The organism is Myxococcales bacterium (genome assembly GCA_016703425.1).
Classification (GTDB): domain Bacteria; phylum Myxococcota_A; class Polyangia; order Polyangiales; family Polyangiaceae; genus JADJCA01.
The window spans coordinates 837,026-856,874 of record JADJCA010000002.1 but is presented as its reverse complement, the minus strand read 5'-3'; the positions used below and the strand labels follow the sequence as shown (position 1 = coordinate 856,874).

Below are 19,849 nucleotides of genomic sequence, written 5' to 3'. Positions count from 1 at the left end.
TCAGGCAGCTCCCTGGACCCGCTTGGGACGAGCTCGCGGCCTACGCCGCCCCGTTTGCGGCGCACCGCAGGCTCGCGGAAATCAACCCAGGTCCGGCCGCTCAGGCCGCTCACCGGGCCCAGCCGAAATCAACCCAGGTCCGGCCCGCTCGCCCGCTGCACGCGGCCCCGCTAGCGCGCCGTTGTCGACCGAGCGCGGGGGGCGGGGGGGGCGGCGCGCGGGGGGCGCCGGCCACGCGGTAAATACGGGGTAACTTGGCTGTCTCGGGCCTTCGTGGACGCATCCCGCCGGACCGAACCGTGGCGCCCCGCGGCGACCGCCGGAGCCGCGGCGCCGCCGCGGGAGTTTCGCGGCGAAGCGCAGGCTCGAGCGCGCTCGCGCCGGTGGCGCTCTCTTTGCTCATGTTGCCCCGACGGCAAGTTCGCCGCCCTTACGAGGTCTTCCACATGCACAACATCTCCAGCGACTCGATGACCCTCATGGCTCTCGCGGAGCTCGACCTCGAGTCGGTATCCGGCGGCGGCTCCGACGACGACGGCGACGACTACGCGAGCATCGGCGACACGTTCCGAAACGGGCACGGCTTCGACATGGTCGTCCCCGACGCGAGCGCACCGGAAGGAATGAGCCTCATCGACATCGGTTCGACCTGATCTGCGTCGAGAGAGCGTCGCATCGCGCTTCGGTGATGCCCGGCCTGCCATGCCGGGCGTCGCCATCACCCGCACCGCGTTCGCCCTACAGCCCCTCGCTCGGCACGCGGTCGATCGTGAGCTTCCCCTTCAGCCGATTGGAGATCCACACGCTGTTCTTCGCGTCGACCACGACGGCGCCGACGTCGTCGAGTGTCTCTACGAGCGCGATGCCGCGCTCGGGTCCGAGGATGAAGACGGCGTCGTCGATGGCGTCGGCCTGGAGCGCCGTCTTCGCCCAAATGGTCACGCTGCGGCACGCCGTGGCCGGGTAGCCGGTGCGCGGATCGATGATGTGGTGGTAGCGCTTGCCGCCGACGACGTAGGCGCGCTCGTAGTCGCCGGCGGTGCTGAAGGCGTGGTCCGACACGAGGAGACGGCCGAAATACGAGCCGGCTTCGCCGCGCGGATCGCGGATGCCGGCCGACCACTCGCTGCCGTCGGGCTTTCGCCCCGCGGTGTAGAGGTCGCCTCCGGCTTGGACATAGAAGGAGTCGAGGCCGGCTTCCTTGAGCACCTTCGCGGCGCGATCGACGCCGTAACCCTTGGCGATGCCGCCGAGGCTCATCTTCGTGCCGGCCTTCGTGATGAAGACCGTGCCCTTGTCGTCGTCGACCTTGATGAACTTGTAGTTCACGCGGGGGAGGAGCGCCTTGATGGCGGCGGCCGTGGGCGGCGTCGGATCGAGATCTTGATCGAACTTCCAGAGGCCGTGCAGGCTCTCGAAGGTGATGTCGAAGGTGCCCTGCGACATGACGCTCGTTTGAAGCGCCACGTTGATGACGTGCCGCGTCTCCGCGTCGACGGCGACGGGCCCTTTGCCGGCGGCCGCGTTGACCTTCGCGAGCTGCGCGTCTTCGCGCCACGTCGTCATCAAGTTTTCGACACGCTTCATCTCGGCGATGGCCGCATCGAAGGCGCGGCGCACGCCCGCTTCGTCGAGCCTGTCGTTCGTGTAGGCCGCGAACGCGAGGTGCGTACCCATCGCCTTGCCTTCGCCGGTCACGCGCACGCGCGCCGTGTGAGCCGCGGCTGCGTCGACGGCCGCCGGCTCGCTCGTTGCCGTCGCTGACCCGGCGTCGCTGGGGACCGGGGCGTTGCGCGCGCTCGGCGCCGCGGCCTCCACGAGCGGCGGCGCATCGGGACAACCGGCGCAGAGGAGCGACGCAAGGGCCGCGAAGAGGAGGCGCTCTCGAGGAGGCTTCGCCATGGCGAAATTCTATATCCCAAGCCTCGCGCGCGGGCACCGGCTGAGTCGCGGCGCCGGGCTCTGCGCTGGTCTGTCGTGTCCCCGTCACCTAAAGTGCCGTGCGTGGTCCAACCCAAGACGCGAACGGCGAAGCCGAAGACGAACGCGAGAACAAAACCGAAGGCGAAGACCGCGGCGACGATGTCGTTCGCGGACTACCTCGACGGGATTCGCGCGCTCGCGTCGAACCATGGCGCATCGCTCGAGTTGCGGAAGCCGGCGAAGGCCACGGCGCTCGCGAAGCTCGCGTCCCTGAACGGAGTCCTCGTGCCAGGCGAGCTTGGCGCCGCGTGGCGCACCAGCGACGGCTACGAGCACAACCTCTTCTCGCGCCCCGGGTTCATGACGGGCTACGAGTTTTTGAGCGTGAGCGAGGCCATCAAGGAGCGCGCCAGCTTTGCGAAGCGCGCTCCGCAATACGAGGGCTACGAAGACCCCGAGGAGCGCGATCCGCGGATCGCTCCGGGCTGGTACCAGCCGGGCTGGTTGCCTTTCGCGTCCTTCGGCGGCGGAACGCTCGTGCTCCTTGTCGACGCGTCGCCAAGCAAACGCGGCCGCCCGGGGCAGATCATCGCGTTCACGCACGACCCCGACGAGATGACCTACGTCGCCACGTCCTTCGCACAGTACCTCGCCGCCTCGCTTCAATGGATCCAGTCGCAGCCGCATGACGTGCTTGCGTTGGACGATCTCTAAGCGTGCTCATCGCCCCGCCGCCGAAGTCTCCCTGGTACCTCCGCCCCGCGCTGTGGTTGGCGGGACGCATCGCGGGAAAAGATCCGTTGCCGGCGCGCGTCCTCAGCCACTACCCGAAGGGCGCCATCGCGAGCGGGCTCTTCGAAGCCATGGCCGCTCACGGCCCCTCCGATCTTGAGACGCGCACGTTGAAACTTGTGCGAGTCGCCGCTTCCGTCGCGACGGGGTGTCCCTTCTGCATCGACATGAACGCCGCCAACCACGAGGGCGCGAAGGTCGCGCTCGCAGAGGTGCGGGCGCTGTTGGCGAGCCAAGAGTTGCCCCAAGCGTCGGCCCGCGAGCGCGCTGCCGTGCGCTTCGCACGCGCTCTCTCTGAAACGCCGGTCATCGTCGACGACGACCTCGCCGGTGCGCTTCGCTCAAACTTCACGGAGCGCGAGATCGTGGTCCTGGCGACGACCATCGCGCAGGTGAACTACTGGGCGCGCCTCAATCAGGGCTTGGGCATTCCGTCCGCCGGCTTCTTCGGCGGCGAATGCGGCATCTCCAGCCCGACCACGCAATGACCCTTGTGCTGGCCCGCGGGCCTCGCGACCATGCCCAAATGAACCTCGCTCCGTCGCTCTGGCCTGCTCTCGTTGTTTCGCTCATGACCGCCGCGTGTGGCGGCGCCGCGGCATCGGCCCCGCAAGAGCCGGGCATCGTCCAAGTGACGCATGCGCCCGACGCACCGAAGAAGCACAAGGTCGTCTATCACCTCTCGGAAGCGGGGGCCGACAAGGCGAAGTTCGTCCTCACGAACATCAAGAACCACGCCGAGGGTGTTGGCTGGAAAGACATCGGCGCGATGGAGCTTGTGGCCCACGGCCCCGCCGTCAAGACGTTCATGGCCGAGGGCATGGACGCCGACCTCCGCGGGCTCATCGACAAGCTCGTCGCTGACGGCCTCGTTCTCACCATCTGCGGAAACACGATGACGAAGCAAAACCTGCCGAAGGAGCAGCTGGTGAAGGGCTGCAGCATCGCCAACAAGGGCGGCGTCGTGCGGCTGATGGAGCTGCAGGAGCAGGGCTACACGTACCTTCGGCCGTAGCACCGACCCCGAGTGCGGGACGCGAGGAGAGCGTCAGGTGGTTCGCCTCTCAAGCGCGCCTCGCCAGGGCCTCGGCCGCGACCACGCCCGAGCGCGCCGCGGCGTCGAGCGTCGCGAAGGTCGTCTGGTCTCCCGCCAAGAGGATGCGCCCCGGCCCGTCGTGTTGCTCGCGCCAGAACGCGTCGAGGGCGATGGCGCGGCCCGGCGGCGACAGTGGAATGGCATGCTCCCAGCGCTTCACCACGCAGCCAAGCTCCGTCGCGAGGATGCCCGGGAAGTATCCGTCGAGCTCGCGGCGCACCGTTCGTGCGATGGCGTCGTCGGACTCGGTGAGGAGCCGTCGGGCGCCGGCGTCCGTGAGGTGCAGGCCGTAGATCTCGTGGCCGCGCAGCGTGCCTTCGCGCGCCGCGTCGGGGTACTTGCCTGATTCCACGGAGAGCCCCGCGATGACGCCGCGTCGTTCGACCGCGGGAACGTTGATGCCGCCGATGGCACCCTCACGGTGCAGCGGAGCGAAGGCCCGCTCGCAGTGAAAGTTGACGACGATCGTCGACGCGTAACCGCCCTCGACGATCGCCGCTTGCGCTGCCGTTGGCTTCGCGAGCAGGCGACGCGACACGGGGCCCGGCGTCGCGACGATGGCGCCATCGGCCTCGAGCGCGCCCCCATCGCGGAGCTGCACCCGCACGCGCGCCGCCGGTCCGTCCTCGGCGACGGAGACGGCCACCACGAGGAAACGCACGTCGACCTTCCTCGCGACGAGCGCGCGAGCGAAGGCCGCTGGGATCGACGCCGTGTGGCCGGCCAACGTGAGCCATTGGTTCGCGGCCGCATGGTTCGCGATGAGCCAGAGGAAGAAGGCCTTCGACGTCTCCTCGGGGCGATGAAAGAAGAGCGTCTCGATGGCCGGATCGCCGAGGTAACGCGCGCCGACGTCTCCGTAGTGTTCATCCAGCCACTGGCGCGCCGTGCCGCGATCCAAGGCGCTCCAAGCGGCGAAGTCGTCGAGCGGCAGGTCGCGCACGCTGTACTCCGCGAGGTCGTAGGCGACCTTGACGCGCGCGGCGGAAGCGAAGTCGACGAGGCCGCTGTCCACGAGCGTGAAGGGGCGGGCGCCGTCGACGACGAGAGCCTTGCCGCCGCGCAAGGTCGCGCTCCTGGTCGATAGCGGCAAAGGCGAAAGCGACGCGCCACTTTGCTTGAGCAGCGAGAAGAGCGTCCCGTAGCGATCGTTCAAGAACTGCGCGCCAACGTCCTGAAGCTTGTCGTACCGGCGGCCCTCGGCCTCGACCGCAAAGCCGGCGACGGGCACCGACGACACGCGGCCGCCCGGAATCGGCGAGCGTTCGAGCACGGTCACGCGAAAGCCGAGCTCGTTTAGGCGAATTGCCGCCGCGAGACCGCCCATGCCCGCGCCAACGACGACGATGTGCTTTCGCTGGTTCGCCGCGTCGTATCGGACCGGAGCACGCACGGGATTGTGAGCGGGGCTGCGAGCGGGCGTGCACGCCGCCGGTCCAACGAGGCCTGCTGCAATGAGGCCTTCGAAGGCACGACGACGCGAGAGAATTGCCCGAGTCACGGTCCGACACTATGCCGCGCTTCGCGGCGCTGCGAAGGGCTCTTTCGGGCGAAAGCACGCGGTGAATTCCGTCGGCCAGAAGGTAGCATCGGCGCCATGGCTCTCTCTCCGAGTGTGATCGCGTCTGTGGACGCTGAAGTCGAAACACGCGCGGCTGACCTCAAAGAGCTCGCCCTCCGCATTCACGCGCACCCCGAGCTTCGTTTCGAAGAGCACAAGGCCGCCGCGTGGATCAGCGAGCTCTTGCGCGCGCGTGGTCACGAGGTGGAAGCCGGCGTTGGCGCTCTGCCCACGGCGCTCCTCGCGCGCGCGGGAAAACGTGGCGGGCCCAAGGTGGCGATCCTCGCCGAATACGACGCGCTGCCCGAGCTCGGGCACGCCTGCGGGCACAACCTCATCGCCACGGCCGGCGTTGGCGCCTTCCTCGCGGCCGCGGGCAGCGCAGAAGCGCTCGGGGGTGAGATCCTGTTGGTGGGCACGCCCGCGGAAGAGGGCGGCGGCGGCAAGATCAAGCTGCTCGAAGCCGGCGTCTTCGACGGCGTGTCCGCCGCCATGATGGTTCATCCCTTCGACCGCGACGTCTTGGCGCATCCGGCGCTCGCCAATCTTTGGATTCGCTTCACCTTCGGCGGCAAGCCGGCCCACGCGGCCATCGCGCCCTTCGAAGGGCAGAGCGCGCTCACGGCGTGCATGGACACCTTCCGCCTCATCGACGGTCAACGCGTTCACTTTCGCGACGGCGTTCGCGTCCACGGCTACGTCATCGACGGCGGGCAAGCCGTGAACATCATCGCCGAACGCGCCGAGTGCGAGTTCAGCGTCCGCGCGAAAGACACGAAGGAGCTCGCGCGCGTTCGCGCCATCGTCGAGCGATGCGCGCGTGCCGCCGCCATGGCGAGCGACGTGACCATCGCTGTGGACGAGCGACGTGGCTACGCCGACATGCAGAACAACCTCGCCCTGGCCCGCGCCTTTGGTGCCCATGCGTCAGCGCTCGGCCGAACGCCGCGCGAGGTCGACGCGCGCGTCGGCGCGGGGAGCACCGACATGGGCGACGTCTCGCACGCCGTGCCCTCCATCCATCCGTGGCTCGCCATCGTCGACGAAGGCGCCTGCTTGTGTCACACGCGCGAGTTCGCCGACGCCGCGAAGAGCGAGCGCGGCATCGCTACGGCGCTCGTCGCCGCCAAGGCCCTCGCGCGAACGGCCCTCGAGGTGCTCTCCGACGCGGGCCTGCGAGAGAAAGCGCGCGCGGAATACGAGACGGGCGGCGCGTAGAGGCGCGCGCGTTAACGACGGCAACCTCACCCGGGCCAAAAGCATGCCGCGTCCCCGGTTCGAAGTGCGCCGCCCTGGCGTGCCTGCGATGCCGTCGTGGTCTGAGGAGTAGAGACGCTCCCGTCAGTGCGTCGCGTCGACAAGCGTGAGGACCCTAGACGACAGCAACATCCCGGATGGTGTGAGACTTTCCCGCGGCGAAGAATCGCATCCGCACGATAGGCCCATGTAGATCGAGTGGTTGCCGGGCGCCTCGTCCCTCCTTCGTCGCCTTGGTGCGGGGATTGCTCTCATCGGAAGGATGAAGCCTGCGCTCCCTGCCCTCGGTCTCTTGGCGTTCGCGGTGGCCTGCTCGTCTGGTGGGGGAGGCGAGATGCCCGGTGAACCGCGCCCCGCGATCGACGACGGCGCGCCGCAGGATGTCCCAGCCGGGAACCCAAGCGGCGCGCCGCCAGCGCAGCCCTCGCCGGTCAAGGCTCGAGACGGCGGCAAGTCGCCCGAACCGCCTGCTCCCGCCGGAAGCTGCGATACAGCCGCATCGGTCTCCGGTACCATCACGCTTCCCGATGCGTCGACGCTGACACTCGTGGACGGCTTTGCGTTCAACGACACGTTTCGCGGCGGCGACCTGAATGTTTGGTTGACCACGTGGCTGCACCCGCACGGCGTCTTCAAGAGCCCCGGGAACTCCGCTCCTCTCGGGTCGCTCGCGCATGTCCATATCCACGGCATCGCCGGCCAGAAGGCCAGCGTGGATGTGTTCTACGAACTGCCTCAGGCTGGCGGCGGACTGCCGTTCTTTAGCGTCCCCACCACGCTCACGGCGTCGGGGCGCAAGCTGGGGAACGTGGTGAGCGGGACGCTTTCGCTAGACGGACCGAAGCTGAAGCCGCCGGGAGCGATCTCCGCCGAGGTCACCTTCTCCGTTCCGCACTGTGGTGACCAGTCAAGTTTTTGAAGCGCCTAAGACCGCGCCAGATCCTTCAGCCGCGTCACCTGAATGCGCCGCGCCGCGGCGACTTGCTGCATCAGCTCGGCGAGGTGTTGGCGCCGATCCACATCGGGCAGTCGCTCGTAGCGACCGTCCCAGAGCTCAATCAAGACGTTGTTGCCGTCGTCGACGAGGATGCGGTCGACTTGCGGCCACGCCCACTTGCGAACGCGGGGCAGGCCCAGCGTGATGAGCGTTCGAGTCTCGAGGCCATCGCTCGTCACAACGACGCCGCGCATGTGCGTCCGCACCACGCTCCCGATGGAGCTGGCGACGAGGATAAGCGCGAAGCCCGGCGCGCTCAGGATGCGGTGCTTGTCGCCCTCCACGATGTAGCGAAAGAGCGTCGAGGCCGACGATGAGGTGTAGGCGATGACCACGAGCACCGCCGCCACGACGGCGACCCCGAGATAAAGGAACGACGGCAGCTTCACCGACAGGGGAGGGCCGAAGGCGTGCCGCGTGCCCGGATCGGGCGAGTAGGCCATCTCGAAGCGAGCCACCGTGCCGTGCACGTCTGTGATGCTGTCGCGGTCGCCGCTCTCGTCGCCGAGGTTAGGGAGCTCGCGGTGCTCGGCGGTGCGGTCTTCTTCAGGCTGGCTCATCGCGAACGTCATGGGCGTCCGACACGTCGGTCGCGGCGCCTCTTGGGTGAATCAGGAAGATTGCCGGTGCGCGTCCTAAAGGCGAGTCTCCGTCGCACCTCGGTACGCTCGGAGCGGCAAAAATAGGCTGGCCGAGCGCTCGACGGGGCCCTTCATGGCGCCCGCGTTGCCAAACGCCGACGACGAACGACCGTTCAGTGGGCCGCGCGCTCGTCGCGCTTTTCCTGCCGCAAGACGGCCACCTCGCTCTTCGTGGGGTTCAAGACCAGGATGCCGTGATCGCCATCCAAGAGCGCGATGTCGCCGTCGGAGGCCCACTTGAAGAGCCCCTCGACGTCGATGATGGCAGGGATGTCGAGCAGCTCGAGGAGCGTGTGGGTGCGCGGACCCTGCGCCGCGAGGGCGCGCTCGCTGAGGGCGATGCCCACCGGCTGGGCGCGCGCGGTGATGAGCAAGTCGAAGACCGTGAGGCCGTCGCCAATCAGAATCGCCTTCGATGGCATCTCGGCGCGCTTGTCCGACGCCGCGAGCATCACCAGCGCGTCGCAAAGATCTTCGACGTCGCGCGCCCGCTCCGCGAGGAAGGGATCGCTGATGGTCGCGGCTGTCCGCGTCACCTCGCGCGCGACGCGGCTGAGCGCTTGGCCGAGGCCGATGCCGGTGCCGGCGAGCTCGAGGGCCCGCTCGCGGAAGCGCATGTCCGACAAGATCTCGACGTAGGTCCCGAGAAACATCGCGTCGCGTCCCTTGCCGAGGTACTCGGCGCGCCGCGCCAAGGCCTCCACGGACTTCGCGGCGACGTCGAAGGCCCCGCGCAGCCGCCGAACGTCCTGACTTGGGCCCTCGCTCGGCAAGTCGCCCTGGCGGTGCGCCGGCCTCCGGAGCGCAGCGATGGCGCCGAGGGCGCGGCCGCCGACTTCGGGCCGGCCCGTTAGCGTGACCTTGCGCGTGCCGCCGCCGGCGCGCCTCGGTGGGTGCGACGAGCGCGCGCCGTCGAGAAGCTCGGCGGTCCGAACGCCGGCGGAGATCTGCGCGCCGAGCGCCATCAAGAGCTCGACATCGGCCTCCGTGAAGGGCGTCTTCTTTCGCTGCACCACGACGGCGCCGAGCGGGCCCCTCTTTCCGACCACGGGGATCGCGAGGAACACAGGAAACCGCTCCTCGCCGAGGTCCGCGAAGTGCTTGTAGGATGCATGTTGTTCGGCGCGGTCGGCGGAGATCGGGCGCTGGTACTCGATGGCGAGCCCCGTGATGCCTTCGCCCACAGCGAGTCGCACCTTTCCGAGGCCCTTGCCGTCGAAGCCGACGTTGCCGCGCATCACCAGCGTGCCTTCGCCCTCGAGCAGGTACAGCGAGCAAATGTCGGCGTTGAAGATCGCCGCGATGCGTCGCGGGGCTTCGTCGAGCAACGTCACGAGAGGCATTGGCCGCGCCGAGAAGCGGACAAACTCGATGACGCCGTCGAGGCGCGCGACGCCGCGCTCGTGGACGTGGGGTTTCGCCGACGCTCGAACCATCGAGGCTCCAAGTCTACCTCGCTCTCGGCCAATCCGTGTGCGCCTACGTGGCCCCCGTGTTGGCCCGGGGCACCCCGTCGCTCCGAGCTTGGAGAGCGCGCAACCGTTCATCCGCGCCGCCGGTTGAGGTATGGTGCGTTCCGCCTCCGAGAGGAACCCCATGCCGATTCCCTTTCCCTCGCCCGAGTGGGTCGCCGCGTACAAAGACGCCATCAACGCCAACGCGAACTACAAGGCCGTCTCGAAGGACTGGACCCATGGCGTCGTGGTCATGGTCGTCAAGGCCGACGCCGCCTTGGGCATCGAAGAAGACCTCGCCATGTGGCTCGACGTCCACCAGGGCGATTGCCGGATGACGAAGCTCCTCCCCGCAAAAGATGCGCAAGACGCGCCCTTCGTCATCGAGGCCGACTACGCCAAGTGGAAGCAGGTCATCCGTCGCGAGCTCGACCCCATCAAGGCCATGATGCAGGGCAAGCTCAAGGTGACGAAGGGCAACATGCCCACGCTCGTCAAGTACGTGCACTCGAACCGCGAGCTCGTCGAGTCGGCGGCGCGCGTCGATACGAAGTTCCGAGACGAGTAGCGAACCCGACTCGCCCACGAGGCGCGCAGACAAAGCGCGCCATAAGCCTTGACGCATCCGCCCTCTGGTGCGGACAATGCCCGTCACCATGGCTTCCGTTCCCCTCGTGCTTGTCGCCGACGACGAACCCCAGATGCGCGACATCGTCGCGGGTCACCTGCGCTCCTTCGATCCGCGTCTCGACGTGGTCGAGGCCGCCGACGGCGAACAGGCCTGGAAGCTCGCCCGCGAGAAGCTCCCGGATCTCGTCGTCCTCGACGTCCGCATGCCGGAGATGAGCGGCTGGGAAGTCTGCAAGAAGATCCGCGAAGAGGTCTCCTTGGCGCACACCGGCGTCATCATGCTCACCGGCATCGGTGAGCGCTTGAACGAGCTCACGAGCCCGCTCTACGGCGCCGACGAGTACATCGACAAGCCCTTCGACTTCGCGGAGCTCGATCGCAAGGTCCGGACGGTCCTCGCGGATCGCAAGCCGCAGCGCGACTCGGTGCCGCGTCACCGCGAAAACGGCGTCCACGCGCCGGCGCGTCCCGCGAAGGTTGCCGCTCCGGCGAAGACGGCGGCGCCCACCAAGGCCGCCGGCCCAACGAAGGCTGCGCCCAAGAAGGCGCCCGCACCCGCGGCGAAGCCCGCGAAGAAGGCGGCCGCGAAGCCCGTCGTCAAGGCCGCCAAGAAGGCCGCGCCGAAGGCGAAGGTCGCCAAGAAGGCGGCGAAGGCGCCCGCGAAGAAAGCGCCGGCGAAGGCTGCGAAGAAAGCGCCCGCCAAGACGGCGCCGAAGAAGAAGGCGCCCGCGAAGAAAGCCCCCGCGAAGAAGCCGGGAAAGTAGCCTGGTTCAACGATCTCGTCGTGACGTGAGCTGAGCGACGACGGCGCGGACGGTCGGATCGGTCCACCGATCTTTCCGTCCGATGATCCAGAAGCGGGAGCGGCCGAAGAGGCTTGTGACGTCGGTGGCGTGGACGCCGCGCGCGTCTGGCTTGTGGCCCGGAAGGAGCGAGAGGAACGTGGCGCCGATGCCCGCGCGTACGTACTCGAGCGCGGCGGCGCGGCCCTCGACCTCGACGCGGATCGAAGCGCCGTGCGGCGCGAGACGATCCATCACACGCGCGCGCGTACGGGAGCCCTCGCCGTAGAGGACGAGCGGGATGCTCGCCGTTTGCGCGAGGGTGAGGCGCGGTGCCTTCGCGAGGGCGTGCGCCTTCGGGACGACGAACCAGAGGCGATCGTCGGTGAGGTGGGTGTGCGCGAGCGATGCGGGCGGCTCGTTCGCCCGGACGACGCCGAGATCGACGTCGCGGCCGCGGACGAGGGACTCGCAGAGCGCGCCGCCGGCGCGGCGGATGACGAGCTGGACGGGGCGCGGGCGGCGCTCGAGCTCGACGAGGACGCGCGGGAGGAGTTCCGTCGTGATCGTGCCCGTGCAGCCGATGACGATGCGTTCGCGAACGGCGACGACCTCGGCGTGGAGCTGCTTTGCGCCACTGACGAGGCGGTCGGAGCGCTCGGCGAGGCGAACCCCGACGGCGCTCGGGCGGAGGCCCGACCCGCGGCCAAGGAGCAGCGGGGCGCCGATCCACTCGTCGAGTGTCCGCATGCGGCGGCGAAGGACGCTGCGATCGACCCCGAGGATGCGCGCGCTTGCCTCGAACGCGCCTGGTCGGCCGCGACGGACCTCCGCGAGGAGGGTCGCAAACGACTCGAGGTGGAGCAGCAGATCACCCGGATAGAGCATGGTGCGTATCGTGCATCATTTATAGGCAAAGGATGCGTGGATTGCTCCAATCGGCGAGGCACCATGACGGCATGAGACACGTCGTACTCGTGGTGGTGCCGCAGGATGGTCGCTATCTCGTCGTCGAGGAGAAAGACGGTACCTGGTACCTGCCCGCCGGGCGCGTTGAGCCCGGCGAGAACCTCCTCGCCGCGTGCGTGCGAGAGACGGCGGAGGAGGCCGGCGTCATGATCGGGCTCCGCGGCGTTCTCGCCTTCCAGCACGAGGTGAGCCGGATGCGCTTCGTGTTCGTGGGCTACCTCGCGATCAACACGCCGCCGAAGCGCAGGCCCGATCGCCACACGCTGAGCGCGGCGTGGAAGACGAAGGCGGAGCTCTTGGCGATGCCGCTCCGCGATCCCGAGGTGCTCGCCTGGATCGAGCGCTACGAAGCCGGGACGCCGCTGCTGCCGTGCGGGGCGTACATCCCGTGCCGTCTCGATGCTTGACAGGTGACCTTTTGGTCACATATAAGGCGGGCATGGACGAGGTCTTCAAGGCGCTCGCGGACGCGAGCCGTCGACGCCTTCTAGACAAGCTGTTCAAGCGCGACGGGCAGACGCTCGGCGAGCTTCAAGAGCATCTGCCGGAGATGACGCGGTTCGGTGTGATGAAGCACCTCCGCGTCCTCGAAGACGCCTCACTCGTGACCACTCGCAAGGCGGGGCGCGAGAAGCTGCACTTTTTGAACCCCGTTCCCATCCAGCGGATCTTCGACCGCTGGACGAGCAAGTACGCCCAGCCGTTTACCCGCGCGCTAGCGAGCCTCAAGAACCAACTGGAAGGAAGCGACGACATGACCAAGCCCAACAGCCCGAAGCACGTCTACGAAATCTACATCCGCACGACGCCCGAGAAGTTGTGGGAGGCGATCACGAACTCCGACCTGACGGCAAAGTACTTCTACGGGACCAGCGTGAAGAGCTCGTTTGAGAAGCGTTCGCCGATTCAATACGTGAACGGCAAGGGTGAGACCGTCATCGACGGCGAGGTCCTCGAAGTCGTCCCGCACAAGCGCCTCGTCACGACGTTCATTCAGGCGCACAACCCGGCGTCGAGAGACGATCGCGCCTCACGCGTCACGTGGGAGATCGAGCCGCGCGGCGAGGTCTGCAAGCTCACGCTCACCCACGACGACTTCGACGGCGAGACCAGCACCTACAAGAGCGTGGGCACCGGCTGGAACCCGATCTTGTCGGGGCTCAAGACGCTCTTGGAAACCGGCAAGCCGCTCGTCATTCCGCCCAGCGCCGCCTGACTCGGCGAAGAGGAGACGACGAGCATGGCGGTTGATGTTCTCACCGAGGTTGAGGTCGAGCGCCCGCTCGACCTTGTTGCCTCGTATGCCGGCGACCCGTCCAACGCGCCCCAGTGGTACGTGAACATCAAGGCGGTGGAGTGGAAGAGCTCACCGCCGCTCGCTGTCGGCTCGCGCATCGCGTTCGTCGCCCATTTCCTGGGCCGGCGCCTCGCCTACACCTACGAGATCATCGACTTCGTTCCCGGCCGGCGTCTGATGATGCGAACGGCGGATGGGCCGTTCCCCATGGAGACTACCTACACCTGGGAGCCGATCGGTGAGGGACGCACGCGCATGACGCTGCGAAACCGCGGCGAGCCGAGCGGGTTTTCGCGGCTCGCCGCCCCGTTCATGGCGTCCGCGATGCGTCGAGCGAATCGAAAGGACTTGGCGCGACTGAAGGTCTTGCTCGAGCGAGCGTGAAGCGAAGCACCGCGCCCGCTGAGTGTCGTGGCGCCAGAATCGCGGCTAGTCTCTGCCGCATGGTGGTGGGGAACTTGAAGCGGTCGTACGTCCGTCGGGCCTTGGCGCTCTTTGCCGCACTCTTGCTGGTCATCGCGTGTGGAGGTGACGACACGCCGGCCCCGCAGGTCGCGCCAACGCCGACCGGGGCGCGGATCGCTTTTCCTCCCGTGGAGAAGTCCGTGGGGAGTGAGGGCGGAACGCTGGAGCTCCAGGACGGAACGACGCTCGAGATCCCTCCCGGTGCCCTCGGCGCGAGCACGGCCATCAAGGCCACGCTCGTGCGCTACGAGAAGACCGACGGAACGCAGCTTCGCTACTACTACCTGGAGCCGGAAGGGCTCCGCTTCACGGTGCCCGCCAAGCTCCGCACCAAGGTTCCTCAGGAGCGCCTCGAGGCGGCGCAGGTGACGATGCAGGTGCACAGCACGCTGCACGAGGCAAAGACCGACAACAGCGAGATCTCGAAGCTCCAGCTCGCCAAGCTCGCCGAGGAGCCGCCGGTGAGGTCCGGGGAGCTCGCGTATGCGGTCCCGCACTTCACTTTCTACCTGCTCGCGATCGCCGTCGACAGCCCGATGTACCTCGTGACCGACATCCCGGCGAAGTACCTGCTGCCAGGGGATCTGCTCTTCGTCCTCACCACGATCGGTGGCGGACCGAACTGGCAGCCCGGGCATGTGGGGCTCTTCACGGGCGGCCGCGGCGCTGCCTGCAGCCCTGGCTTCGTCGACGAAGTCGTGGAAGCGACGGCGCCCGCCGTGCGAAAGCACTTCCTCGAGGACGTCGAGACGCAGGAGCTCGACCCCGAAACCAACACGATGATCACCGTGAAGAAGCAGGGGACCAAGACCGGCGACGCCCACTTCTACCTTGGCGCGAAGCGCCCAAGCGGCGGGCTCGATGCGCAGCAACGCTTGGCCATGGCGACGGGAGCGCGCGCGTTGATCGGGCGGCCCTACCTCGAGGTCGGCGGACCGCTCACGCTCTACTCCAGCTTCAGCTGCGTCGGATTCACCGAGTTCTTGCTCGACGCCGTGGGCAAGGGAGCCATCGACAAGAAGCAAGAGCTCATCGCGTCAGTGCCGCTCGAGCAGTTCCGGAACACCGAGTACGTGCGCGAGATCACAATGAACCCGAACGATCGTCTCACGATGCCGTTCTACGGCACGGTCGTGCATCCTGCGGGGACGACGGCCTTTGAGTTCACTGGCCGGTATTGCAGTGGAATGCCGTGTTGCGACGGCCCCGTTTGCAACGACTACACGATCGAAGCCGACCCCGCGACGTTGCCGCCCGGAGCCACCTTCAAGGTGAAGAGCCACGGAAAGTGGGAGCTCGACTACCTCGCGCAACCCCAGGACGCGGGAAAGACGTTCACGATTGACCTCACCATGACCTCGAACGCCTCCCTTCGCAGCTCGTTCTGGGGCCGGAGCGACCTCGGGATCCTGACGATCAAGGACAAGTTCACGATCAAGGTCGAGCCCTGTCCGACCCCGCCCGACGGCGGCGGCGTTCAGCTCGGCTTCTCGGTCGCGCCCATCCAGGCGATCTTCACGCAGCAGCTCTTCACGACCGACTACTCGGCGCAGATCACGAACCCGACGGGGCAGTCCGTCGTCACGACCTGGAGCGGCCCGGACTGCGCGACGTGGGCTCCCCAGGGGCCGAGCGCGCCGATCAACGACGCGAACGCGAACGTCAAGATGACCTGGGCGCACCCGCACCCGCCGTGTGACGCGACGACCCAGCACGCCGACCGCACGATCAAGCTCGAGGTCAGCGGACCGGGAGGGATCGTCGAATGCACCTATCCGGGCGCGGAGAGCGGCGCCGGACCAGCGTGCACGACGAAGAAGTGACGTCCCCGCGAAGGAAGGGACGAATGGCTCGCGTTCGCGCGGGCCTTCGGTCTGGCGGCGACCTCGCTCCTCGTTGCCATGCCGGCAAGAGCAGAGCCGCCTCGACGCCGGGTTTACGTTCGCTCGCTTCGATCAGCAGGTGAAGACCGAGGTCGGAGGAGCGCGCGGCGAACGCCTCGTGACAGAGTCTCAGTTTGGCTACGCGCAGGGGCTGAGCTGTGGGAGTGGGCGCCCAACTCGGCGAGCCGGAGCAGGAGCCCGACGGCGCGTTCGGAAGATCCTTGGGGACTTAACCGTGCCGCAACGGAGATCGTCGTGGTCTGCCGCGTAGGTCCCCTTCATGCAAAGCTCGTTGTTCGACAGGCTGAAAGCGTGGGCGGAGCTTTTCTCGAGCCGCAACGATCTCGAGTTCACGACGCCGCTGACAATCGAGCCGGTGGAGTCGGTTAGCCAGCGATACCCGGAGGATGCGCGCGCCTTCGCGGCGAAGGCCGGAGCGTTCAATCTCTCCTACCGTCTGCGAGACAAGGACCACGATCTCGCGGGGTTTTTGTACCTCTCCTTGCAAGCGTTCGACGACGGCGCCTACATGGAGCTCGATGGCGCGGTCGTCCCCGAAGAGGACATGCTCCTCGTGGACGGCGACGGCGAAGGAACGGGCCAAGCGGCCTGGTACGTGCTCCCCGCAGGAAGGCCCGCCAAGATCGTGTGGAGCGTCGAGGAGCTCGTCGTCTTCGACTCGCTGACCGACTACCTGACGCAGGGCGCCAAGAGAGCCTTCTCCTATCTGCCGCGCCGGTGGCAGAGGGGGGGCGCCGACGCGCTCCACGAGCGCAGCATGCCGCGGTCCACACCGCCCGCCGACCTGCGCGCGGCCTTGATCCGACGCGGCGCAAACCCGAACATGGCCGACGAGCTCATGGAGTGGCTAGGCGCCGACGTGGTGCTGCTGCTCCCGCGCGACGCAGGCTGACGTCGGAGGGCCCGATGCTCGAGAGTCTCGACTCGGATCGGACACGAACCGGCGATTCGTCCTGAACGGCAACGACGACAAAGACGCGCACGCGGTGGCACCTGCGACAACGACTGCACGACTACTGGCGCGTGCCGCGGGGGCCCTCCAGCTCGACGAAGGACCAGTCGCACGTCTTGGTCACCAGCTCGATGAACGCACGCACCTTGGCTGAGAGGAGCCTCGTGCTTGGGTACAGAATGTGGATGGGCAGCGGCGGAGGCTCGAACTCGCGGAGGACGACGCGAAGCCTTCCCGCGCGAATGGCGTCTGTGACTTGGTAGGCGAGCACCATGGTGAGGCCTCCGCCGCTTTCTGCGTGGCCGATGGCCGCGTCCGCGCTGTTGGTCACGTAGCGCGGCGCGAACGAGACGCGGCTCAATCGCTTCTCATGAAAGAAGCGCCACTCGGGCGAGGCGTTGATCCCCGTGAATTGGATGACGTCGTGATGCGCAACGTCGCCCACGGCGCGGAGCCTCTTCTTCGCGAGGTATTTGGGAGCGCCCACGATGACGCGCCTCGTTGCGCCGACGGTCCTTGCGACGAGGCTCGAGTCGTCGAGGACACCAATCCTTACGGCCGCGTCGACGCCGTCTTCCACCAGATTCACGCTGCGATCCGACAGCGTCAGCTCTCCCACGATGGCCGGGTACTTCTGGAGGAACGCGCACAGCAGTGCGGCTACATGGAGCCGCCCGAAGACGTTTGGCGCCGCCACGACGAAGCGGCCGGTCGGCGCGGTGCGCTCGGCCTGCGCCGCGTCTTGCGCCTCGGCGACGTCGGCGAGGATGCGTCGCGCCCTCTCGAGGTAGCGCGAGCCGGCGTCGGTGAGCGTCACCGAACGCGTGGTGCGCTGTAAGAGGCGCGCGCCGACAAGGTCTTCGAGCGAGGCGACGAGCCGCGTCGCGCGCGAGGGCGAGAGCCGGAGGCGACGCGCGGCGGCGGCGAAGCTGCGAAGATCCGCGACGGTGACGAACACGTTCATCGCGTCCAAGCGGTCCATCGAATTATTGCAGAAGTAGCACGAGTGTAATGACAGATGCGCGCATTGTTGACGAAGCCGAGATGACTCATCTTCGTGGGGCAGCGGAGATGAACCCCCGCTTTCGACCGCCAAGGAGAACCGCCATGTCCCGCATCCCGACGCCTGCCTCCATCGAAACGTCGCCCGCCGCCTCTCAGCCGTTGCTCGAGGCCGTGAAGAAGCAGCTTGGCAGCGTCCCCAACATGTTTCGGCTCATCGGCAACAGTCCCGCCGCGCTCGACGGCTACCTCGGGCTGAGCGCTGCCCTCGGCAAGGGGCGGCTCGATGGGCGCACCCGTCAGCGGATCGCGGTCGCGGTCGCCGAGACCAACGGCTGCGCGTATTGCCTCTCGGCGCACTCCTACTTGGCCAAGAACGTCGCGCACCTCGACGACGCGGAAATCGACGCCAACCGCGCCGGAAAGTCGGGCGATGCGAAGGCCGAAGCCGCGCTTCAGTTCGCGACCAAGGTCGTCCGCGCCCGTGGCCACGTCGCCGCGGCCGACGTCGAGCTCGTCAAGGCCGCAGGCTACGACGACGGCCAGATCGTCGAGATTCTCGCGCACGTCGCGCTCAACACGCTGACCAACTACGTCAACTCGGCGCTCGGGACAGCGGTCGACTTCCCGGCCATCACCCCGCGGGCCGAGTACGGCGACCTCTGCGCCGTGGCGGTCTCGATGGGAGAGCGCGTGCCCTCCGACGCGACGTCGCGGACGGTGCACGGTGGGCGAACGTTCCGCTTCTCGAGCCCCGAGGCCAAAGCGATGTTCGACGCCGACCCGGTGAGCTTCCGCGACAAGGCCGACGCGCATTGGCCGCGGCTGAAGAAGTGAGCCGCCCTGCTGCACCTTGCTGAGACCGAGCGACCGCTTCCTGGGTCGCTCGGTCACCAGCGCTCGTCTCTACCGGAGGACACCATGCCCGCCGCCAAACAGCCGCCCAGCGACATCGCGTTTACCCCGGCCGTCAAGGCGATCCAGAAGCGCCTCGGGTCACGCAGCGCCTATGCCCGCATGGAGCAGGGGAGGGGCTGGGCGACGGAGATCGACGACGAGCTCGCGGCGTTCATCGCCGAACAGAGGAGCTTCTTTCTGGCGACGGTCAACGCCGACGGTCAACCCTACATTCAGCATCGCGGCGGTCCGCCCGGCTTCCTGCGCGTCCTTGGCCCCCACACCCTCGCCTTCGCCGACTATCGAGGGAACCGCCAGTACATCTCGATGGGCAACCTCGTCGACAACCCGAAGGCGCACCTCTTTCTGATCGACTACGCGCACCAGAGCCGCGTGAAGATCTGGGGAGAGGCCCGGGTCGTCGAAGGCGATGCCGCGTTGCTGACGAAGCTCTCGTCGCCGGCCTACGACGCCGTTGTCGAGCGCGCATTCGTCATCGAGGTCTCGGCGTGGGACGCGAACTGCCCCCAGCACATCCCCCAGAGGCTCGAAGCCGAGGACGTGGCCGCGGCACTTCAGTCGCGCGACCGACGTATCGCGGAGCTCGAGGCGGAGCTCGCTCGGAGGTCGCCTTAGCGAGAGCCTCGGGCGTGGCGCGCGACCCTGTGGCTCGCGCTGCTTGGCGCTGGGTCGGTTAACCGGCGCGCCGACCTGTTGGCCTGCGCGCGCTGCCCTTGGCCTTTTTGCTAAGCGGCGCGGCTGTGGCCTTCTTCCTAGGGACCGCCGTTTTGGCAGCGTTCTTCGCCCGCGACTTGGCCGCCGGCTTCTGTCGCTTGGCCTGCGGCTCTCGCTCCACCGAGTCGCGCCAGTCGCACCACGCGCGCACGAGACGTTCGAGGTCTCGTTTCGCCGCGTTCGCGTCCGTGACGCTGCCGATCTTCAGGACGCGACTGGTGTCACCGGTCCCCTCGAGGCGCGGATGATCGCCCGGAATGCGCGCTCCCATGTGGAACATGAGGCTCGCGTGCTGCCGGCTCTTGGGAAAGAAGCTCGCGATGTTCCCGCGGTACGTGAACGTCGGCGCCTGCCACTTGATGCACTCCTCGATGCGTCGGTCGGCACCAAGGACGATGGCGCGGAGCCGCTCGACCACCGGCTTCATCGGATTCTCGTAGCGCTTGAACCACGCGTTGACCTCGGCGCTCTGACCCATAGCCCGAGGCTATGCCG

General features: G+C 67.7%; 22 protein-coding genes. 15 read left to right on the top strand and 7 right to left on the bottom strand.

Annotated elements, in window-relative coordinates:
- The first annotated feature begins 446 nt into the window (after positions 1-446).
- Entirely contained in the window at positions 447-653 is a 207-nt protein-coding gene (locus IPG50_10075) for a hypothetical protein (GenBank protein ID MBK6692537.1), read from the top strand.
- A gap of 85 nt (positions 654-738) precedes the next feature.
- On the opposite strand, the gene IPG50_10070 is transcribed toward IPG50_10075, so the two are convergent.
- Positions 739-1,902 carry an FAD:protein FMN transferase gene (locus IPG50_10070; protein ID MBK6692536.1) on the bottom strand — a complete coding sequence of 388 codons (1,164 nt, stop codon included), beginning with the start codon at positions 1,900-1,902 and terminating at the stop codon, positions 739-741.
- 102 nt (positions 1,903-2,004) lie between these two features.
- On the opposite strand from IPG50_10070, the gene IPG50_10065 reads away from it, so the two are divergent.
- From IPG50_10065 to IPG50_10055, 3 genes are read left to right on the top strand one after another with little or no spacing between them, the layout of a single operon-like run.
- A complete protein-coding gene (locus IPG50_10065; GenBank protein ID MBK6692535.1) occupies positions 2,005-2,637 on the top strand; it encodes an SMI1/KNR4 family protein in 633 nt (210 codons plus the stop codon).
- 2 nt (positions 2,638-2,639) lie between these two features.
- Positions 2,640-3,203 carry a carboxymuconolactone decarboxylase family protein gene (locus IPG50_10060; protein ID MBK6692534.1) on the top strand — a complete coding sequence of 188 codons (564 nt, stop codon included), beginning with the start codon at positions 2,640-2,642 and terminating at the stop codon, positions 3,201-3,203.
- 38 nt (positions 3,204-3,241) lie between these two features.
- Positions 3,242-3,730 carry a DsrE family protein gene (locus IPG50_10055; protein ID MBK6692533.1) on the top strand — a complete coding sequence of 163 codons (489 nt, stop codon included), beginning with the start codon at positions 3,242-3,244 and terminating at the stop codon, positions 3,728-3,730.
- 49 nt (positions 3,731-3,779) lie between these two features.
- On the opposite strand, the gene IPG50_10050 is transcribed toward IPG50_10055, so the two are convergent.
- Complete coding sequence (locus IPG50_10050; protein MBK6692532.1) at positions 3,780-5,312, bottom strand: FAD-dependent oxidoreductase; 1,533 nt, start codon at positions 5,310-5,312, stop codon at positions 3,780-3,782.
- 96 nt (positions 5,313-5,408) lie between these two features.
- Here IPG50_10050 and IPG50_10045 point away from each other — a divergent pair, with 96 nt between their 5' ends.
- The gene (locus IPG50_10045; GenBank protein ID MBK6692531.1) at positions 5,409-6,590 is read left to right on the top strand and encodes an amidohydrolase; all 1,182 of its coding nucleotides are present in this window, start codon (positions 5,409-5,411) and stop codon (positions 6,588-6,590) included.
- A gap of 301 nt (positions 6,591-6,891) precedes the next feature.
- Positions 6,892-7,548 carry a hypothetical protein gene (locus tag IPG50_10040; protein ID MBK6692530.1) on the top strand — a complete coding sequence of 219 codons (657 nt, stop codon included), beginning with the start codon at positions 6,892-6,894 and terminating at the stop codon, positions 7,546-7,548.
- A 5-nt stretch (positions 7,549-7,553) separates the two neighbouring features.
- Here the strand turns inward: IPG50_10040 and IPG50_10035 are convergent, their stop codons facing one another.
- Both IPG50_10035 and IPG50_10030 read right to left on the bottom strand, forming a co-directional pair.
- Positions 7,554-8,186: a hypothetical protein gene (locus IPG50_10035; GenBank protein MBK6692529.1), complete on the bottom strand. Its 633-nt coding sequence runs from the start codon at positions 8,184-8,186 to the stop codon at positions 7,554-7,556.
- 194 nt (positions 8,187-8,380) lie between these two features.
- Entirely contained in the window at positions 8,381-9,916 is a 1,536-nt protein-coding gene (locus IPG50_10030; GenBank protein MBK6692528.1) for a GAF domain-containing protein, read from the bottom strand.
- Between IPG50_10030 and IPG50_10025 the strand changes: the two genes are divergently transcribed.
- Both IPG50_10025 and IPG50_10020 read left to right on the top strand, forming a co-directional pair.
- Complete coding sequence (locus IPG50_10025; protein ID MBK6692527.1) at positions 9,864-10,289, top strand: SCP2 sterol-binding domain-containing protein; 426 nt, start codon at positions 9,864-9,866, stop codon at positions 10,287-10,289. The genes IPG50_10030 and IPG50_10025 overlap by 53 nt on opposite strands.
- An 88-nt stretch (positions 10,290-10,377) precedes the next feature.
- Positions 10,378-11,115: a response regulator gene (locus IPG50_10020; protein ID MBK6692526.1), complete on the top strand. Its 738-nt coding sequence runs from the start codon at positions 10,378-10,380 to the stop codon at positions 11,113-11,115.
- 6 nt (positions 11,116-11,121) lie between these two features.
- Here the strand turns inward: IPG50_10020 and IPG50_10015 are convergent, their stop codons facing one another.
- The gene (locus tag IPG50_10015; protein ID MBK6692525.1) at positions 11,122-12,021 is read right to left on the bottom strand and encodes a hypothetical protein; all 900 of its coding nucleotides are present in this window, start codon (positions 12,019-12,021) and stop codon (positions 11,122-11,124) included.
- 71 nt (positions 12,022-12,092) lie between these two features.
- Here IPG50_10015 and IPG50_10010 point away from each other — a divergent pair, with 71 nt between their 5' ends.
- From IPG50_10010 to IPG50_09990, 5 genes are all read left to right on the top strand, one after another.
- A complete protein-coding gene (locus IPG50_10010; protein MBK6692524.1) occupies positions 12,093-12,509 on the top strand; it encodes an NUDIX domain-containing protein in 417 nt (138 codons plus the stop codon).
- Between the two features lie 32 nt (positions 12,510-12,541).
- Positions 12,542-13,318 (top strand): SRPBCC domain-containing protein, encoded by a 777-nt coding sequence (locus tag IPG50_10005; GenBank protein ID MBK6692523.1) that lies wholly within the window; start codon positions 12,542-12,544, stop codon positions 13,316-13,318.
- Between the two features lie 24 nt (positions 13,319-13,342).
- The gene (locus IPG50_10000) at positions 13,343-13,783 is read left to right on the top strand and encodes an SRPBCC family protein (protein ID MBK6692522.1); all 441 of its coding nucleotides are present in this window, start codon (positions 13,343-13,345) and stop codon (positions 13,781-13,783) included.
- Between the two features lie 59 nt (positions 13,784-13,842).
- Positions 13,843-15,687, top strand: a complete 1,845-nt coding sequence (locus tag IPG50_09995) for a hypothetical protein (GenBank protein MBK6692521.1) — start codon at positions 13,843-13,845, stop codon at positions 15,685-15,687.
- Positions 15,688-16,027: 340 nt separating this feature from the next.
- Positions 16,028-16,660 (top strand): hypothetical protein, encoded by a 633-nt coding sequence (locus IPG50_09990; GenBank protein MBK6692520.1) that lies wholly within the window; start codon positions 16,028-16,030, stop codon positions 16,658-16,660.
- A 121-nt stretch (positions 16,661-16,781) separates the two neighbouring features.
- Here the strand turns inward: IPG50_09990 and IPG50_09985 are convergent, their stop codons facing one another.
- A complete protein-coding gene (locus IPG50_09985; protein ID MBK6692519.1) occupies positions 16,782-17,702 on the bottom strand; it encodes a LysR family transcriptional regulator in 921 nt (306 codons plus the stop codon).
- Between the two features lie 125 nt (positions 17,703-17,827).
- Between IPG50_09985 and IPG50_09980 the strand changes: the two genes are divergently transcribed.
- Entirely contained in the window at positions 17,828-18,559 is a 732-nt protein-coding gene (locus IPG50_09980) for a carboxymuconolactone decarboxylase family protein (GenBank protein MBK6692518.1), read from the top strand.
- 84 nt (positions 18,560-18,643) lie between these two features.
- Positions 18,644-19,255, top strand: coding sequence for a pyridoxamine 5'-phosphate oxidase family protein (locus IPG50_09975; GenBank protein ID MBK6692517.1), 612 nt, complete (start codon positions 18,644-18,646; stop codon positions 19,253-19,255).
- Positions 19,256-19,313: 58 nt separating this feature from the next.
- On the opposite strand, the gene IPG50_09970 is transcribed toward IPG50_09975, so the two are convergent.
- A complete protein-coding gene (locus tag IPG50_09970) occupies positions 19,314-19,832 on the bottom strand; it encodes a DUF1801 domain-containing protein (protein ID MBK6692516.1) in 519 nt (172 codons plus the stop codon).
- Positions 19,833-19,849: the final 17 nt, after the last annotated feature.

Bases quoted from the DNA above. Each gene is read 5' to 3' on its own strand.
- IPG50_10075 (MBK6692537.1), top strand. From the start codon at position 447: ATGCACAACATCTCCAGCGACTCGATGACCCTCATGGCTCTCGCGGAG.
- IPG50_10070 (MBK6692536.1), bottom strand. From the start codon at position 1,902: ATGGCGAAGCCTCCTCGAGAGCGCCTCCTCTTCGCGGCCCTTGCGTCG.
- IPG50_10055 (MBK6692533.1), top strand. From the start codon at position 3,242: ATGAACCTCGCTCCGTCGCTCTGGCCTGCTCTCGTTGTTTCGCTCATG.
- IPG50_10045 (MBK6692531.1), top strand. From the start codon at position 5,409: ATGGCTCTCTCTCCGAGTGTGATCGCGTCTGTGGACGCTGAAGTCGAA.
- IPG50_10040 (MBK6692530.1), top strand. From the start codon at position 6,892: ATGAAGCCTGCGCTCCCTGCCCTCGGTCTCTTGGCGTTCGCGGTGGCC.
- IPG50_10035 (MBK6692529.1), bottom strand. From the start codon at position 8,186: ATGAGCCAGCCTGAAGAAGACCGCACCGCCGAGCACCGCGAGCTCCCT.
- IPG50_10025 (MBK6692527.1), top strand. From the start codon at position 9,864: ATGCCGATTCCCTTTCCCTCGCCCGAGTGGGTCGCCGCGTACAAAGAC.
- IPG50_10030 (MBK6692528.1), bottom strand. From the start codon at position 9,916: ATGGCGTCTTTGTACGCGGCGACCCACTCGGGCGAGGGAAAGGGAATC.
- IPG50_10020 (MBK6692526.1), top strand. From the start codon at position 10,378: ATGGCTTCCGTTCCCCTCGTGCTTGTCGCCGACGACGAACCCCAGATG.
- IPG50_10015 (MBK6692525.1), bottom strand. From the start codon at position 12,021: ATGCTCTATCCGGGTGATCTGCTGCTCCACCTCGAGTCGTTTGCGACC.
- IPG50_10010 (MBK6692524.1), top strand. From the start codon at position 12,093: ATGAGACACGTCGTACTCGTGGTGGTGCCGCAGGATGGTCGCTATCTC.
- IPG50_10005 (MBK6692523.1), top strand. From the start codon at position 12,542: ATGGACGAGGTCTTCAAGGCGCTCGCGGACGCGAGCCGTCGACGCCTT.
- IPG50_10000 (MBK6692522.1), top strand. From the start codon at position 13,343: ATGGCGGTTGATGTTCTCACCGAGGTTGAGGTCGAGCGCCCGCTCGAC.
- IPG50_09995 (MBK6692521.1), top strand. From the start codon at position 13,843: ATGGTGGTGGGGAACTTGAAGCGGTCGTACGTCCGTCGGGCCTTGGCG.
- IPG50_09990 (MBK6692520.1), top strand. From the start codon at position 16,028: ATGCAAAGCTCGTTGTTCGACAGGCTGAAAGCGTGGGCGGAGCTTTTC.
- IPG50_09985 (MBK6692519.1), bottom strand. From the start codon at position 17,702: ATGGACCGCTTGGACGCGATGAACGTGTTCGTCACCGTCGCGGATCTT.
- IPG50_09980 (MBK6692518.1), top strand. From the start codon at position 17,828: ATGTCCCGCATCCCGACGCCTGCCTCCATCGAAACGTCGCCCGCCGCC.
- IPG50_09975 (MBK6692517.1), top strand. From the start codon at position 18,644: ATGCCCGCCGCCAAACAGCCGCCCAGCGACATCGCGTTTACCCCGGCC.
- IPG50_09970 (MBK6692516.1), bottom strand. From the start codon at position 19,832: ATGGGTCAGAGCGCCGAGGTCAACGCGTGGTTCAAGCGCTACGAGAAT.